Consider the following 16,596-nt stretch of genomic DNA (forward strand, 5'->3'; position numbering starts at 1 on the left):
ATCAATGAGGAGTCAGCCAATCCGGAGCTTATGAGGAAGATATCGAGGATAGGCAAAGGCAGGATATACATGATAGGTGAGGCAGGAGACATAACCTCCGCACTTATGGAAGAAAGAAGCAGGATGTGATTTTAGCAAAAAACTTTTTAATGATCGCTCAAAGGAATTTATAAGTATATAGTGGATAATTAAAAGGAGAACAAAAATGGGTGATTATAGTGAAAAGAGAGAATGGCAGCCAGTTGAGGAGAGGGAGAAGGACCTTATTGAAAAATTAAAGGGGATAACCAAGCATGCCTATGAAAAAGCACCTGCAATTAAGAAAAGATTTGATGAAGCTGGCTTCCATCCTTCTCAGATAAAGAGTTTAGAGGATCTAGAGAAGATCCCGATAACAACAAGGGATGAATATATAAAAATACAACGGGAAAATCCCCCCTTTGGCGGCTTCCTGACCGTACCTTATGAAACTCTGAAGAGGATATATGTTCATCCTGGCCCCCAATACGAGACCCTTGCTGATACAGATATAGAGCATGCACAAAAGGTGCTGTGGAAGGTTGGGGCAAGAAGAGGGGATATAGTTATAAATGCTGTAACCTATCATATTGTACCTGCCGGACTCCTGGTTGACGATATTTTGACTTCTATGGGAGTTACAGTAATACCCACCGGATTTGGAAATACCGATCTTCAGATTCAGATTATGCATGATTTGAAAGCAACTATCTTTGTTGGGTTTCCCCTTTTCTTCATGACGATTATAAAAAGGGCAGAAGAGTTGGGATATGACCTGAAACGCGATTTCCATATAAGACGAGCCCTTGCCCTTGGATCGTCTCCTGTAAGACGGAGTTTAGAGGAGGACTATAACATAGACACCCGAGAGGTCTATGCGTATCTGCCTGTGGGAATACCTGCATGTGAATGTGATGAGAAGTCAGGTATGCATATCGAGGAGGACTTTATTATTGAAATAGTTGATCCTGCAACAGGAAGACAGGTGCCTTGTGGTGAGACAGGAGAATTGGTAGTTACTACCACATTTAATAATATTTTACCCAGGATTCGTATTGGCAGTGGCGACCTATCTTCTGTCACAGATAAACCATGTCCCTGTGGTAGAACCTCCTACCGTATCCCGAAGATTCTAGGCCGAGTTGGAGAAGGGGTCAAGATAAGGGGTATGTTTGTTCACCCTATCGAAGTGGAAGATGTAGTCTCAAAGATACCTGGAATATCCAGATTTCATATAATATGTACCCATGAAAATATGAAAGACCTCATTACTGCAAAACTTGAGCTTAATAGTGAAGATATAGACAAAGATGCAATAACTGAATCTTTTATGACGGATTTCCAAAGTAGATGCCGACTTAGAGTTAATAAGGTGGAATTTGTACCTAAGGGTACGATACCTGATGATGCTAAAAAGGTAGAGGATTTAAGAAAGGAGGTTATTCTTTAGGTTAAAAACCGTATACAACGGTTTCTGTTATGAGCCTCAAGAAAACCCGCCGGAACCGCAAGATGGAGATGATGACGTCGAAGCGAAAGATGAACTCTCTGACTTCCCTATAGAATTGCAGCAGGACAATAATTTTTCAGGTCGCGGCTCCTTACATATAGGACAGACAAGTGCTTCATTACCTTCATTCATCTTCTGCAACTCTTCAAATACATGGTTACATTTACCACATCGGTATTCATAGATTGGCATATATCTCTTTCCTCCTTTACTGATAAGCGGTTAGCTGTCAGCAGTTATTAGTCTCCAAAGATAGACTGGATTATATTGAGGTTATTGGTCATGATAAGGATACCAGCTACAATAAGCAATGAACCACTTGCTATAGATATGGCTCTTGAATACTTCACCACTTTTTGAAAGAAACTGAAAAATGCACTTATACACAGGCCTGTAATAATAAAAGGGATACCTAATCCAAGGGAATACATACCCAAGAGATATGTCCCTTGATAAACTGTATCCTGCATTGCAGCGTATGTTAACATTCCTCCTAATATGGGGCCTATACAGGGTGTCCACCCAATAGCAAATGCTACCCCCACAACCAGCGAACCGAAGAGATTTGTGGGTTTATACTTCAGGTGGAATCTCTTTTCATATTCCAGGTACTTTATTTTAAAGATTCCGGTTAAGTGTATACCAAAAGCAATAACGATCAGACCCCCGGCTACCTCAATTGTCTTTTTGTTGTTAAAGAGGAAAGTCCCAAGATAAGTTGCCGATGCTCCCAGAGCTGTAAAAACCAATCCAAAGCCTATGATAAAAAGTATTGTTTCCAAAAGTATATTCCTAAAGTACTCTCCCCTCGTCCTTTGTACCTTTTCACCCAGGAGCTCATTGACAGAGCATCCTGTTATGAAAGAAATATAAGAGGGGATAAGGGGTAACACACAGGGAGAAAAAAATGTAAATACCCCTGCACCCAGTGCAATGAGTAATGATATCTCTTGAGCCACTCCTGAATTCATTAATTTTCCCCCTGGACAATCTTTTTCTCTTTAATCAATTCCCATGCTACACATCGGTCTCTGAATTTACAGTATAAACTGGGATCTTTGCAGGTAATGCATTCCTCACACAGTCCTATTCCCAATTTCTGACAGACAGATATAGCCCTTCTGTCTGGATGGTTTTCACAAAACAAATTCCTTTTCCTCCCTTAATACTGTATGTTGAACGCTTTGGAAAAAGGATACTATTTCAAAGCTCTCTGTTTGTACCTGTAGAGACAAGGTTTTAATTAGCTGTAAAAATCAAAGCGTTCCCGTCATAATCACCTACTACCTCATTCCCCTCCTTGATATCGCCTTTTATTATGAGTTTGGCGATGGGGGTTTCCACGTTAGCCTGGATGCTCCTTTTCAAAGGACGGGCACCATAAGTCGGATCATACCCTATCTTAGCCAGATAATCTTTGGCGATATCCGTTAGCTTCAGAACCATCCTTCTTTCCGAAAGCCGCTTTTGCAGGTACTCAAGCTGTATATCTACAATCTTCTTCAACTGTTCGGAAGTAAGGGCGTGGAACACAACTATCTCATCAACCCTGTTCAGAAACTCGGGTCTGAAATGCTGTCTTAAAGCCTCCAGGACAAGACCCTTCATCCTTTCGTAACTCGATTCGTCCACTTCACGATAATCCAGAATATAGTGGCTGCCGATGTTTGATGTCATTATCACTATTGTATTCTTAAAATCTACCGTACGTCCATGGGAATCGGTCAGACGTCCGTCATCCAGTATCTGAAGCAAGACATTAAAGACGTCATGATGAGCCTTTTCTATCTCATCAAAGAGAACTACTGAGTATGGCTTTCTCCTCACTGCCTCCGTGAGTTGCCCTCCTTCTTCATATCCTACATACCCTGGTGGAGCACCAATCAGACGTGCCACTGTGTGTTTTTCCATGTATTCAGACATGTCAATGCGCACCATGGCCTGCTCATCGTCAAAGAGAAAATCAGCCAGTGTCCTTGCCAGCTCTGTTTTTCCTACACCAGATGGTCCCATGAATATGAAACTGCCTATGGGTCTCTGGGGGTCTTTTAACCCGGAACGGGAACGGACTACTGCATCTGCCACTGCTGTTACTGCCTCATCCTGTCCTACTACCCTCTTGTGAAGGTGCTCCTCCAGGCGTAAGAGCTTTTCGATTTCACCTTCCAACAATCTGTTGACAGGAATGCCTGTCCACCTGCTTACCACCTCGGCTATATCGTCTTCATCCACCTCTTCCTTCAGTAACCTTTTTGTTTGATCGCCATTTTGTTGATACTTTTCTTCTTCGGCCTTTAAGCCCTTTTCCAGTTCGATAAGTTTCCCATACTTTAACTCAGCCGCCTTGTTGAGATCATAACCTCTCTCCGCCTGTTCAATCTGGACCTTTACCTTCTCAATCTCCTCCTTCAACTCCCTGACCTTCTGAATACCTTCTTTTTCCATCTGCCACCTTGCCTTCATCGAATCAGCTTCAGCTTTAAGGTCACCCAGGTCCTTTTTCAACTTTTCCAATCTCTCTTTAGACGCCTTATCTGTTTCCTTTTTTAATGCCTCCCTTTCAATCTCCAATTGCATAATCTTTCTCATTATTTCATCGAGTTCGGAAGGCATGCTGTCAATCTCTGTCCGAAGCCTGGCAGCAGCCTCATCAATAAGGTCTATGGCCTTATCAGGTAAGAACCGGTCAGATATATATCTGTTACTCAGTACAGCCGCTGAAACCAGTGCAGAGTCCTTGATACGTACTCCATGGTGAACCTCATATCGTTCCTTGAGACCTCTGAGTATCGATATGGTCTCCTCCGGACTGGGTTGGTCCACCAATACCGGTTGAAATCTTCTCTCCAATGCGGCATCTTTTTCTACGTGTTTTCGATATTCGTTTAGCGTTGTTGCTCCAATACAGTGCAGTTCCCCCCTTGCCAGCATGGGTTTCAGTATATTGCTGGCATCCATTGCCCCTTCAGCGGCACCAGCCCCCACAACCGTGTGGAGTTCGTCTATGAAGAGTATATATCTTCCTTCTGACTCCTGAATCTCCTTCAATACTGCTTTAAGCCTTTCTTCAAACTCTCCACGGTACTTTGCACCTGCAATCAATGCCCCCATGTCTAAGGCAATGACCCTCTTTTCTTTTAACCCCTCCGGAACATCCCCCTTTATGACCCGCTGTGCCAATCCTTCCACTATTGCGGTTTTTCCTACGCCAGGTTCTCCGATTAAGACAGGGTTATTCTTTGTACGCCTGGACAATACCTGGATTACCCTCCTTATTTCCTCATCCCTCCCGATTACAGGATCGAGCTTGCCCCGCTCTGCTTCTCTGGTCAGGTCCCTGCCATATCTTTCCAATGCCTGATACGTATCCTCAGGGGTCTGGGATGTTACCCGCTGTTTACCTCTTACATCCATTAAAGCCCTCAAAAATCCGTCTTTGGTAACTCCGTAACCCTTCAAAAGAATGGTTATGGTATCTTTTTCATCGTTTAGTATGCCAAGGACCACATGCTCTACACTGACATATTCATCTTTAAGCCTTTTGGCTTCCTCTTCTCCTTCCACCAGTACCCGGTTAAGCCTGGCAGTAATATAAATCTGACCTGCTGCAGCACCAGAACCAGTAACTTTGGGAAGATTTTCTATATGATGAAGTAGTTGTTGACGTATATCCTGGGCAGAGGCTCCCATCTTCTCAAAGACCCGGGGAACCAAACCATCGGATTGATCCAGTAGGGCTAGAAAAAGGTGATCAACATCCACCTGTTGATTATTGTATTTTATCGCCAGGCTTTGAGCGTTATTTATTGCCTCCCTTGTCTTTTCAGTAAGTCTATTGGGATCCATTGAAATCACCTCCTCATCTAACAACTAGTGCATTTATCTCCTGGCTTTCCCAAAGATTGCATCACCCATTTTATTATCATATAGTTGAGCTAACTTCCCGTACAGATCCTTTTCCTTTTCGCTGACTTTTTTTGGTACAACAATCTTTATCTTTACGTATTGATCTCCACTCTCTCCACCCTTCTTGGGCAAACCCAAACCCTTCAACCTGAGGCGCTGCCCTGACTGTGTGCCTGGAGGTATTTTCATCTTAACATACCCCTTTAAAGTTAATACCTCTACCTCTGTGCCCATTATAGCCTCCCATGGCATTAAGGGGAGTTCAATCTGTACATCATGGTCAGCCACAGTGAAATGAGGATGCGGTTTCAATTTGATATGGAGGTACAGGTCTCCTGCAGGACCGCCACCAATGCCAGTCTCTCCCTGTCCGGCCAACCTGATCCTGGATTCGTCTTTGACTCCAGCAGGTATTTTGATATCCAGTCGTCGTGGTTTAGCTGTCATTCCCATACCATTGCAGGTAGTGCAACTTCTATTACCTACCATTGTAGTCCCTCTGCAATTAGGGCATACTTCACCTTTCTGAAGAGTAATACTGTGCTTTCCCCCATTATATGCGTCTTCCAGTGAAATCGTTAATTCGGCATCAATATTAGCCCCACGAGCCTTTCTGCTCCTCCTGGCTGTTCTTTGTGAAAATCTGCCCCCTTCTGCCTGCCCAAAAAGGGTAGAGAAGAAATCGCTGAAGCCACCCATGCTTGCAAAGTCTCCGAAATCACCCATTCTCAAATGGACACCTTCCCATCCGGGCGGTGGTCTGAAATCAGCGCCTGCCTGCCAGTTGGGTCCCAGCTGATCATATTTTGTTTTCTTTTCAGGATCCCCCAGAACCTCGTATGCCTCATTTATCTCTTTGAACTTTTCTTCTGCTTCCTTCTTGTCAGGGTTGACATCTGGATGGTACTTTCTGGCAAGCTTTCTATACGCATTCTTTATCTCTTTCCCTGAGGCATCTCTCTTAAGGCCCAGAATTTCATAGTAATCTTTATATTTTATCGCCATATTTCTTCATCCTCAACTTCTCATACTGCTACATGAACCTTCGATGGACGCAGGAGTTTAGCATCCATTATATACCCCTTCTGTACCTCATTTATTACTGTGTTCCGGTCAAAATCGCTGGTTTTTATCACTCCCACAGCCTCATGAATGTTGGGGTCAAACTCTTTCCCTAAACAGTCTATACGTTCAACTCTATATTCTCTTAAAACAGATATGAGTTGTCTGTATATAGACAATATACCATCAAAGAAGGAGTCATGTCTATAATTTTTAGCCGAGTCAATAGCCCTCTCAAAGTTGTCTATGACCTCGAGAATTTTGTTTATCAATTCACTCTTTTCCTCTTGAACCCTTAATCTTGAATCCCTGTCGGTCCTCCTTTTAAGATTATCAAAGTCGGCAAGGAGAGACAGGTACTGTCTTTCCTTCTCCTCAAGGGCAATTCTTAGTTTCATGACTTCAACATTCCTGTCTGTGTGTGACGCACTAGCAGGCCTGTCTGCGTGCAACGCATAGGCAGACGAATCGCCGTTACTCTTAATGACTTCATTTTCAGCGGGAACCTCTTCAATGTTTATTTTCATATTGTCCACCTCAAAACTTAAGGGGCAGTTTAATATCCTGCCCCTTAAGAAATCCAGTAGTCTCTCTCTACCCTAGACACCGATAAGCTTGAAACTATTCTACCGTAATTTCAATCTCCTTGGGTTTTACTTTTTCAGCCTTTGGTAAGGTTATCTTAAGCACACCGCCCTTATGCTGTGCCTTTATCTCACTCTCGTTAACAGAAACGGGAATCCTGAAGGATCTTGAAAAAGAACCATAGCTTCTTTCAACCCTGTAATAGTTTTCTCCCTCTTCTTCCTTTTCCTGCTTCTTTTCTCCTTTTATTGTCAGCGTGTCCTGCACAAAGGATATATTGACATCTTTAGGGTCTATACCCGGCACTTCTGTAGTTACTACAACAGCCTCTTTTGTCTCTGAGATGTCAATGGGAGGAATCCATTCCCTTTCTTTTCGAATTACAGGGGTTCTCTCACCAAAGAACCTATCCCATAATGTATCCATATCACCCCTCAATGTCTCTAACTCCTTAAAAGGTCTCCATCTGGTAACGTCCATATATATACACCTCCTTTTAGTTTACCCCTGACAGTAATTCAGGGGTTTAAATATCTCTTATCCTATCTATTTATATCCTTTTTTCTAAAAATAATCACTATGTCTCTAAGGTCAATAGGGGGAAATAAGATTATTAAGGAATTTTTTGCAGAGGCTTCAATTGGTGTGGTGTCAGAATTGGTTTGGCACTGAATTCAAGATTGATCCGGAGGGAATAGTAGACGTTGGTGCAGAAGGTGCTTCAGCTTGAAGGAGATTTTATAGAACGTTCTTAAGGAGGCATTAGATCGTTACTTGACTCTTTTTGCCTGAAGGTAGTGTTGTTAGCCCTTAAGATTTCGAATATCCAAAGCTATGCTGAGAGCACTGTTAAGCTCCTCGATCTTTTGTGGGGAAAGCGATCCAATAAAGTTTGTCAAAACTGATTTGGGCAGACTCACGAGTTCATCACAATGAATACTGCTATCGTGCTTTAATCCTTCATTTACCCCAACCAATACTTGAGTGGAAAGGCCGTCATGAGTTGAATAAATCGGGGCACAAACGACTGTGGAGAAACGGGAATCGATGAGGACTTGGCGGCTTATAATAACAAAAACTCTGGATTTTTTTGGATCCTTGGCCGGAGGGTTAGCAACACGATACAATTCACCACGTTTCACAGATCCACCTGATAGGTAAGGACATCCATTGCTTCTTGGTTTAGATAATCCGCACGCTGATTGATAATTTCGAGGTCTCTGGCATCCTGCTGCCTATGAATCAATTGCCTGATAAAAACCCGGATAGCCTCCTCAATAAACTCGGATCGGTTATTATACTCCCTTGCGTATTCATTAATTGCTTTCAGCAAGTCCTCAGATAAGGTTATAGATGTCTTGATTTTCATATTACAAATATACTCCAGAAATAATACCTTGTCAAGAGAAGTTTCATCGTCTTGATATCATTTGTTATTTGGGCTAACGAGCCTGTAGAAAAAGCCCTTTTGTAGCGGCTTACCGCCAGTCCGGTGGAGGTCGTTGTTCAATATTCATCCTCAAAACAATTTGAACAAGTCATAAATTTAAACCTCACGTCTTATATCTTGCATCATTAGCCTTACCCCTCCCCATGCAATATAAAAACAGCCCAATAAAATGGATTTGGATATTTCGCCTTTATCTCATTTTTTGCAAGTCTCATCGCCTCTCCCCTGCCTTTGCCCGCCTTCAAATAACCATAAAATTTCTTCATATATTCAACTGCCGGGTCTGATGCCACCTCCCAGAGACTCACAACCACACTCTTTACCCCTGCATGCTGAAAAGCACGGGCAAAGTTTGCGACACCCTCCCCCTCTACCTCTCTACCAACCCCTGTTACACATGCTGATAATACCACTATATCAGCATTAAGCCTTAAATCAAGAACCTCACTTAATGTTAAAAATCCATCATCCTTACTTTCATTTTCCACCTGTCCAAGCAGTATAAACGGCTCATTTAATCCCTGAATCATCCCCGGCAAAGAGGCATGGGTGGCAAAGTGGATATACTTATATCTTTCAAGCCCTGTCTTTATTAACTCCGTCTCATTTGCCCTTACTGAAAGCAGGACATCGGGGGGCTGAGGGTTTACATTCATCATCTTTGAAATTTCCCTTACCTCAATCTCTGTCTCGGGCAAAGGTGGAAACTCTACCTCTTTACCTGTAGTATCAGCCTCTGTTGTCTTACCCCATTTAGCCTTTATTGCAATACCTCTGAAGGAGTATTTATCCAGATTTACAACTATAGTTGCCTTTTTATTGTCTTTCCATGCAATATATCTTGGGTCTTCTTTCGTATATATGGGATTACCTAATGCAAAAAGCAACCTTTCTGTTTTTCTCTCCTTCAAATTCCTCTGAAGTGCGAGAACTGTGGCTGATTGGTAGTAGGTTATGTTATACCTATCACCTACATAGAGATTGTCTTTCACTCCACTGCCTTCCTTTATCACAAGTGCATCAAAAGGGAGCAACCCAAGTATCCCATCAGGGACGATGATTATCTTCTCATCCGCTTTAATACCATTTAGTGCTTCTCTAAGCAGCAAGTCATACAGCCCCTTTGCCTCTTTCACAGAAAATTTTTCAATCTGTTTTGTATTCATTGGCTCTATAAAAGCCTTAACCTTTGCCTCCAGTGCTTCCTTTGAAAATGGTATCTTTATGAGCCTCTTTACCCCACCCTTTCGGACAACAAACACATAACCAGCATTATCATCAAGAGCATACTCAAGTAAGACCTCATCTTCTTTAAGTGGCAATTCTTCCGGGGGAATGGGTTTGGGATAATTTAAGGCAGTATATCTGGGATATTTTTGCCTCAATCCAGTTATCAGGTTATTGAGTTCAGTATTAAGCCCATCCTTTCTCTCTTTTAATCTTCTTAAAACATCTTCTCCTCTTTTATATGCATCATCCCACTGTGAATCTATTGCAGAAAGCTGGTTTAAGATAGATTGCTCCTTTTCCCTGAGTTCCTCTGGTATCTCAACCCTCTGGCTCTTTCTTGCAGACTCTGCCATCGCCTCAATGAGTGTCCTTGCCTTTATTGCCTCTGAGAAATAAAAGGCATTGGACGATATATCCTTGCCATAAGGGCTAAATTCCTTATCTACCTTCTCTCCCATTATTGCCCTCTCTGAAAGGGTTGAGACGAGTCCCCTGTATGCACGGATACGACCACCATAATAACCTGCACCAAAAAACCCTCCTCTCTCCTTTACCCTTTGCCTCATCTCCTCAGAAATGGAGACTGCCTTAAAGAATTCTTTAGATGCAGGTTTAAGTAACCCGCTGCCCTTTAATGCCAGCCCATGTTGAGTGTGAAATTGGATTCGGTAGGAGTCATCGGTATTCCATCCGGGTGTCATCTCCTTAAGGAGCTCTAATGCAGGCTTATGTCTCCCTGTGGCAATATAGAGCTCCACTAAGAAAGGATTCCCTGTCCACTTAATGCCTGTCTTTCCTTCCTCCTTTTCTGCCTCAAGAAACTTTATCTCTGCCTCCTTATATCTCTTCTGGGTAAGATAAACCGTACCGATGTTATTTAGTCTCATGGCTATATCCCGTGGGATTTTTAGTTTCCTATAGATATTCAAAGCCCCCTCATAGTAAGAGAGCGCCTTCTCATACTGACCAAGGGATCTATAAACCTCACCGATGTTATTCAGGCTCATGGCTATATCCTGTGGGATGTTTAGCTCCCTTCTTATCTTAAAAGCCTCCTCATGGTAAGAGAGTGCCTTTTCATACTTACCAAGGAATCTGTAAACCTCACCGATGTTATTCAGGCTCCTGGCTATGTACTCTGGGATTTTTACTTCCCTCCTTATCCTCAAAGCCTCCTCATGGTAAGAGAGCGCCTTTTCATACTTACCAAGGAATCTGTAAACCTCACCGATGTTATTCAGGCACGTGGCTATATCCTTTGGGATGTTTAGTTCCTTCTTTATCTTCAAAGCCTCCTCATGGTAAGAGAGCGCCTTCTCATACTGACCAAGGGATCTATAAACCTCACCGATGTTATTCAGGCACGTGGCTATATCCTTTGGCATGTCTAGTTCCCTATATATCTTCAAAGCCCCCTCATAGTAAGAGAGTGCCTTTTCATGCTGACCAAGGGAGTCGTAAACCGTACCGATGTTATTTAGGTTCACGGCTATACCCTGTGGGATGTTTAGTTCCCTGCATATCTCAAGTGACCTATTGAAATACTTAAGTGCCTCCTGATACCTCCCATATTTATATGCCTTCACCCCCTGGTCATAGAGCCGAATTGCCTCCTCATTTGACTGACTCAAGGCAGTGCCCAAAAATCCCAAAGATAAAGCTAAAAGTACCAATATGCAAACAAGACCCCTTCTCATATCAAACCTCTTATTTCAGGTTGGTATTGTCAAAGCTTTTGCTTTAAGAACGATTTTTGCTTGACATTTCTTTCTCCCATAAGGTATTTTTTCAAAAGATCATACACAACCATTTTACCTGATAATACTAAATTTTTCAAGTTATCAGGGCAATTAATCATGTAAATAAATGGTTAGGCATAATAAAAAATGTCTAAGGGTGCATTTTGAAATTAAATCAGCGATTTGATATAGAAATTGGCTTAGATGAAGCAAAAAGGCGGTTTGTGAACAGAGTCTACAATAAAGTCTTTTATAATTTCTTTCTCGGTATTTCAGATAGTGAACGCTATCGCATCCACCGGGAGATCGTGTCTGCTCTTGGTGATAAGTTTCCAGATTACAAAAATCTTGCCGAACAAATTGGTGATGATTTTTATCGAAATCTACAGGCACTGGAAACATTCTACCAAACTTCAGGTGGCTATCGAAGTACTGTAGATCAGCTTATCAAGTTGATACTAAGCGAATCTGAAGTCGATTTGGGGGTGCAATGGACCAACGGTAGGTTCATTAAATCGGGGGCAGAATTGCTTGATGAGAAATTGGTTGATGACAGTTTGCATTGGCTTCGAGAAAAAAAATACTCATCTGTAATTAAACCATTTGAGAAAGGGCTTGACCATCTTCTCCATTCTGAAAAACGACCAGAACTTCTCTCAGATGTAATTACGGATATGTATGAGGCTCTTGAGGCTTTATCAAAAATAATTACTGAGCGTTCAAACAAAGATCTATCAGCTAATCGGGAGTTATTTATCTCCAAAGTTAACGCGTCAAACGAATATAAGAAGATTCTGCTTGAGTATATAACTTATGCGAACGAATTTAGGCATGCCCAAGAAGAAGGTATGAGTAAACCCGCCATATCACCACGTGAGGCTGAATCTTTTGTATATCTGACGGGGCTTTTCATTCGTTTAGCAATTCAATGAAAATGAAACGCCCAACACTTATAAAGTCTCCCCCTATCAAGAAAAAAAAGGACCCTGATCGGAAAATATAAATCCTAGCACTTTTCTAAAGTGCAGGATGATTTTCTGAAACATCACATACTGCTTTCCCTCAAAATCCTCTTGTCTCCTACCCTGATGGTAACCCTTATCTTGTCAAAATACTCAATTAAAGGTGTAGAGTATTTTCGTGACGATTTTGTAATATCCTTGAATTGAGATATGGTAAGCTCTTTATTTTCTCTGAGAAAGGCCACTAAATCCTCTTTTAATCTGGCAAGGGCATCACTGTGGAAGTAAAATTCCTCTTTTATCTTTACCAGTGTTTCTTTTTCAACCAGCATATCCAATACAGCCTTCACCTCTGATGCATCGGCGGCTAACCTATCCACCAGTTCCTTGTATGTAGGAGGTGAGAGTTTTTCTTTAGAGTAAATATCAACAATTTTTTCTTGAATTTCCTTTTGGGATTCTTTCAATGATACCGAATAATCGGTGAGTCGAAACTTATCCTTTACTCCCTGTATCTTATCGATTTTAGTGAGTTCGACTATAGCCTTATTAAACAGTTTTGCATTTACGTCTTTATGCAATTTGGTCTTCAGTTCCTCTTTTGATATCCCCTCCTTCATAGGATAAGCCATATGATACCCTTTTATCTGTTCTATCATTTTCTCTTTCAGATTGTCATAGATACCTTGATGGACTACCCTTATGGTGTCCTTGTCAAACTGAATCAGTTCCCTGTTAGTCATTAAACCCTCCAACAGGGTTGATAAAACAGAAGGACTTATATCGACCCTCATCTGTAACTCTCGTACACCCAACCCCTTGAACCCGGAGTTGTAAACATGGGTTTTTATTATATCCTTTTTATCGCCACTCTGAAAGACTTCCAGGTCGGTTAATATCTCCTTGAAAAATTTCTTTCTTTTTGTTGGATAGGAATCTAAAACCTCACCTCCCCCTATGGTGTAAACCGGGGAGTTGCTTCTTATAATAAACCTGTCCTTATGCATAGTTATAGCAGGGGTTTCCATTTTTAATCGGGCAAAAGCACCCTCACCGGGAGGAAGCTTATCCCTGTCAAAAAATATTATAACAGCAACAATCTCACTTGTCCCTGTATGGAATTTTACTTTTGTCCTGTTTTTAATTGGTTTGGGAGAGCTAGGCAGGTGCTCTAAATAAACATCTATCAGAGAGGTTGGGGCTATTGTGCCAGGATTAGTTATAACCTCCCCTCTCTTAATAGAAAATTTGTCAATCCCATGGAGATTCAACGCTGTTCTGAGTCCTGCCGTGACATTTTCCACCCCCTTATTGTGGACCTGAAGACCCCTGACCTTCGTCTCTATTCCTGAGGGAAGAATCTCTACTGTTTGTCCAACTGACACGCTTCCAGAATAAAGGGTACCGGTAATCACGGTACCAAATCCCTTCATAGTGAACACGCGGTCTATCGGCACTCTCAACAGACCTTCAGATGATTTTTCTTCGACTTTTTCGGCCAGGCTATCCAGTTCAGCTAAAAGCAGGGGGATCCCTTCGCCAGTGACAGATGAGACCGGGATTATTGGAGAACCCTCTAAAAAGGTTCCCTTTACAAATTCTTCAATATCTCCTTTAACCATCTCCAGCCATTCTTCATCTACCAAGTCAGTCTTCGTTATAGCTATAATGCCATTTTTTATCCTTAAAAGGCTGCAGATTTCAAAATGTTCCCTTGTTTGAGGCATAATTCCTTCATCGGCAGCAATAGTAAAGAGGACTATATCAATCCCACCAACACCCGCTACCATGTTCTTTATAAACCTCTCGTGACCAGGAACATCTACTATCCCAATCCTTTCTCCACTGGGTAGTGTCAGTGGTGCAAACCCCAGCTCGATAGTTATTCCTCTAAGCTTCTCTTCTTTTAGCCGATCCGTGTCAACTCCTGTAAGAAGCTTTATCAGTGATGTCTTGCCGTGGTCAATGTGGCCAGCCGTTCCGAGTACAATATGCTTCATATTTTTTCCTATTGATTAAGAGCTTAAAGGGCTGCGCCCAGTTAGAGTTTTGGAATAATGGAAGACTAGAATAGTATTATGCAAAAATAGTCAATTAACCCTGAAGGAAATGAAATACAATGTTATCAAAGAAAGAAGATAGTAGTCAACAACAAAAGTTACTACCTGAGTCATCGTAAATAAACCATGAACTATAGTTATAAAGAATTTATCATGTTCTGCTTTTTCACATGCTCTGCTTTTCCTTGACTTTTTTATAAATTTTGTTTAGTCTATCAACTTCAAAGTTAAACAGTGAAATGATGCCTTTGCATAAACTGCCGATTGATAGTGCTTACAGAGCCATTTTCACAGCGATACTAAAGAACATTTGGGACATCATGTGTCGGCAGATGGCTTTCAATACACTCCGTACTATTTATGTGAAAAAATTTCAAGGGCATCATTTAAAGAAAGGAGTTTATTTTATATGTGTAATGCTGATGATATAGGTAAATCAATATTGAGACCCATTACAGTTACAAACGTTATTATTTTAGTCTTATTTGTCTCTCTTTTTTCCACAGGATGGGTTAAATCGGATACAACAAAAACACTGTCTAATAATGGGGGCGTTTATTCTGATGATCACGATTTTATGCTTAAAGATGATGGGGATATTCAGGAATCTACTGTTCCACCTGATTTATTAAAAGAGCAGGCAAATGAAGGACCCATTGCGGAAAGCGAGGAATCTGACTACGAAAACCAGAATGTGATTTCTGAAAAGGAAAAGAAGTATGATATCCCCATTGTAGTTAATGAAAGTGTTGAGAATTTCATCCATTATTTTCAAACAAGCAATAGGAAGGTCTTTTTGAAATGGTTGTCCATGGCACAAAGGTATCTTCCAATGATGAAAGAGATATTCAGGAAAAATGGTTTGCCCGAAGATATTGTCTATCTGGCAATGATAGAAAGTGGTTTTAATCCTAAGGCATATTCTCGTGCCCATGCCAGCGGACCCTGGCAGTTCATTAAAGGAACAGGGCAAAGATACGGACTGAAGATTAATAGGTGGCTCGATGAGAGGAGGGACCCTGAAAAATCCACTATAGCTGCAGCAAAATACTTGAAAAATCTTTATGATATGTTTGGTTGCTGGTATCTGGCTGCGGCTGCTTATAATGCAGGGGAAAATAAGATTGTACAGGCGATTGATATATATAACACCAGAGATTTCTGGGAGATAGCAAGGCATCCCTATCTCGCGAGAGAGACAAAGGACTTTGTGCCTCAACTGATAGCCAGTGTGATTATAGCTAAGGATCCTGAAAAATACGGTTTCGATGACATAGATTACAAGCTCCCATTTACATATAACAAAGTCCATGTTCCTGCTACTACCAACCTGAAGGTCATTGCTAGGGCGTGTAAAACGGATTACGATACTATAAAGATGTTAAATCCTGAACTGAAAAAAGGATGTACACCTCCAAACTATCCTGATTATGAACTTAGGGTTCCCATAGGAAGAAAAGAGGTATTTGCGAAAAATTTTGACAAGACAGAGCCTAGCGAGAGATCTACCTTCACAAGACACACTGTCAAAAGGGGAGAAACTCTTTCAAGGATTGCCAGCCTGTACGATACCAGTACAGAGCCGATCATGCGGTTAAATAAGATAAAAAATTCAAGGAGTATAAAAGCTGGAAGGACTCTGATTATCCCTGTTAGAAGTTCTAAAATTGCGAAGAGAGACACAGATAAAAAAAGAGGTTTCATTCTTAGTAAGGTTGCAAAAAAAGGATACCTGGAATCTGAAAGAAAGGAGATAATGTATACTGTAAGAAAAGGGGATACCCTATGGAATATTGCTCAGAGGTACGATCTGAAAACTTCAGAGATTCGATATTGGAATAAAATGGGGATTAAGGATACTATACACACAGGAACTACTTTAAGATTAATGGTAAAATTGGATCTGGACACCTAAAAATCAGGAATCGAAAGTCGGGAGTCGTAGATAGAATATAAAATAAAATAAAACCGTTTCACGGATTACGATTCGCGATTTACGGTTTTTTAATCCGCCATGCGGATTCGCCCCAAAGTAAATTTTTCCTGTCTGCCTACAGGCAGGCATTTTTCAGGA

General features: G+C 41.4%; 14 protein-coding genes. 3 read left to right on the forward strand and 11 right to left on the reverse strand.

Annotated elements, in window-relative coordinates:
- The first annotated feature begins 205 nt into the window (after positions 1–205).
- Positions 206–1,468 (forward strand): hypothetical protein, encoded by a 1,263-nt coding sequence (locus AB1401_11950; protein ID MEW6616157.1) that lies wholly within the window; start codon positions 206–208, stop codon positions 1,466–1,468.
- Positions 1,469–1,504: 36 nt separating this feature from the next.
- On the opposite strand, the gene AB1401_11955 is transcribed toward AB1401_11950, so the two are convergent.
- The 10 genes from AB1401_11955 to AB1401_12000 form a co-directional block, all read right to left on the reverse strand.
- Positions 1,505–1,720: a zinc ribbon domain-containing protein gene (locus AB1401_11955; protein ID MEW6616158.1), complete on the reverse strand. Its 216-nt coding sequence runs from the start codon at positions 1,718–1,720 to the stop codon at positions 1,505–1,507.
- A gap of 47 nt (positions 1,721–1,767) precedes the next feature.
- Positions 1,768–2,499, reverse strand: coding sequence for a cytochrome c biogenesis protein CcdA (locus AB1401_11960; protein MEW6616159.1), 732 nt, complete (start codon positions 2,497–2,499; stop codon positions 1,768–1,770).
- On the reverse strand, positions 2,499–2,675 hold the full coding sequence (locus AB1401_11965) for a hypothetical protein (protein ID MEW6616160.1): 177 nt from the start codon (positions 2,673–2,675) through the stop codon (positions 2,499–2,501). The genes AB1401_11960 and AB1401_11965 overlap by 1 nt, the downstream gene beginning before the upstream one ends.
- Before the next feature lie 92 nt (positions 2,676–2,767).
- Positions 2,768–5,374, reverse strand: a complete 2,607-nt coding sequence (gene clpB, locus AB1401_11970) for an ATP-dependent chaperone ClpB (GenBank protein ID MEW6616161.1) — start codon at positions 5,372–5,374, stop codon at positions 2,768–2,770.
- 33 nt (positions 5,375–5,407) lie between these two features.
- Positions 5,408–6,439, reverse strand: a complete 1,032-nt coding sequence (locus AB1401_11975; GenBank protein MEW6616162.1) for a J domain-containing protein — start codon at positions 6,437–6,439, stop codon at positions 5,408–5,410.
- A gap of 20 nt (positions 6,440–6,459) precedes the next feature.
- Positions 6,460–7,023, reverse strand: coding sequence for a nucleotide exchange factor GrpE (locus AB1401_11980; protein MEW6616163.1), 564 nt, complete (start codon positions 7,021–7,023; stop codon positions 6,460–6,462).
- 94 nt (positions 7,024–7,117) lie between these two features.
- A complete protein-coding gene (locus AB1401_11985) occupies positions 7,118–7,561 on the reverse strand; it encodes an Hsp20/alpha crystallin family protein (GenBank protein ID MEW6616164.1) in 444 nt (147 codons plus the stop codon).
- 323 nt (positions 7,562–7,884) lie between these two features.
- Positions 7,885–8,223, reverse strand: a complete 339-nt coding sequence (locus AB1401_11990; GenBank protein ID MEW6616165.1) for a type II toxin-antitoxin system PemK/MazF family toxin — start codon at positions 8,221–8,223, stop codon at positions 7,885–7,887.
- On the reverse strand, positions 8,220–8,450 hold the full coding sequence (locus AB1401_11995) for a ribbon-helix-helix domain-containing protein (GenBank protein MEW6616166.1): 231 nt from the start codon (positions 8,448–8,450) through the stop codon (positions 8,220–8,222). The genes AB1401_11990 and AB1401_11995 overlap by 4 nt, the downstream gene beginning before the upstream one ends.
- Positions 8,451–8,662: 212 nt before the next feature.
- Positions 8,663–11,458 (reverse strand): CHAT domain-containing tetratricopeptide repeat protein, encoded by a 2,796-nt coding sequence (locus AB1401_12000; protein MEW6616167.1) that lies wholly within the window; start codon positions 11,456–11,458, stop codon positions 8,663–8,665.
- A gap of 206 nt (positions 11,459–11,664) precedes the next feature.
- Here AB1401_12000 and AB1401_12005 point away from each other — a divergent pair, with 206 nt between their 5' ends.
- A complete protein-coding gene (locus tag AB1401_12005; GenBank protein MEW6616168.1) occupies positions 11,665–12,432 on the forward strand; it encodes a hypothetical protein in 768 nt (255 codons plus the stop codon).
- Positions 12,433–12,545: 113 nt separating this feature from the next.
- Here the strand turns inward: AB1401_12005 and selB are convergent, their stop codons facing one another.
- Positions 12,546–14,462 carry a selenocysteine-specific translation elongation factor gene (gene selB / locus AB1401_12010; protein MEW6616169.1) on the reverse strand — a complete coding sequence of 639 codons (1,917 nt, stop codon included), beginning with the start codon at positions 14,460–14,462 and terminating at the stop codon, positions 12,546–12,548.
- Between the two features lie 469 nt (positions 14,463–14,931).
- On the opposite strand from selB, the gene AB1401_12015 reads away from it, so the two are divergent.
- Positions 14,932–16,437: a LysM peptidoglycan-binding domain-containing protein gene (locus AB1401_12015; GenBank protein ID MEW6616170.1), complete on the forward strand. Its 1,506-nt coding sequence runs from the start codon at positions 14,932–14,934 to the stop codon at positions 16,435–16,437.
- Positions 16,438–16,596 lie beyond the last annotated feature (159 nt).

This window comes from Thermodesulfobacteriota bacterium (assembly GCA_040757775.1).
Taxonomy (GTDB): domain Bacteria; phylum Desulfobacterota; class UBA8473; order UBA8473; family UBA8473; genus UBA8473.

Excerpts from the sequence above, each read along its gene's own strand:
- AB1401_11950 (MEW6616157.1), top strand. The coding sequence starts at position 206 with ATGGGTGATTATAGTGAAAAGAGAGAATGGCAGCCAGTTGAGGAGAGG.
- AB1401_11955 (MEW6616158.1), bottom strand. The coding sequence starts at position 1,720 with ATGCCAATCTATGAATACCGATGTGGTAAATGTAACCATGTATTTGAA.
- AB1401_11960 (MEW6616159.1), bottom strand. The coding sequence starts at position 2,499 with ATGAATTCAGGAGTGGCTCAAGAGATATCATTACTCATTGCACTGGGT.
- clpB (MEW6616161.1), bottom strand. The coding sequence starts at position 5,374 with ATGGATCCCAATAGACTTACTGAAAAGACAAGGGAGGCAATAAATAAC.
- AB1401_11975 (MEW6616162.1), bottom strand. The coding sequence starts at position 6,439 with ATGGCGATAAAATATAAAGATTACTATGAAATTCTGGGCCTTAAGAGA.
- AB1401_11980 (MEW6616163.1), bottom strand. The coding sequence starts at position 7,023 with ATGAAAATAAACATTGAAGAGGTTCCCGCTGAAAATGAAGTCATTAAG.
- AB1401_11985 (MEW6616164.1), bottom strand. The coding sequence starts at position 7,561 with ATGGACGTTACCAGATGGAGACCTTTTAAGGAGTTAGAGACATTGAGG.
- AB1401_11995 (MEW6616166.1), bottom strand. The coding sequence starts at position 8,450 with ATGAAAATCAAGACATCTATAACCTTATCTGAGGACTTGCTGAAAGCA.
- AB1401_12000 (MEW6616167.1), bottom strand. The coding sequence starts at position 11,458 with ATGAGAAGGGGTCTTGTTTGCATATTGGTACTTTTAGCTTTATCTTTG.
- selB (MEW6616169.1), bottom strand. The coding sequence starts at position 14,462 with ATGAAGCATATTGTACTCGGAACGGCTGGCCACATTGACCACGGCAAG.
- AB1401_12015 (MEW6616170.1), top strand. The coding sequence starts at position 14,932 with ATGTGTAATGCTGATGATATAGGTAAATCAATATTGAGACCCATTACA.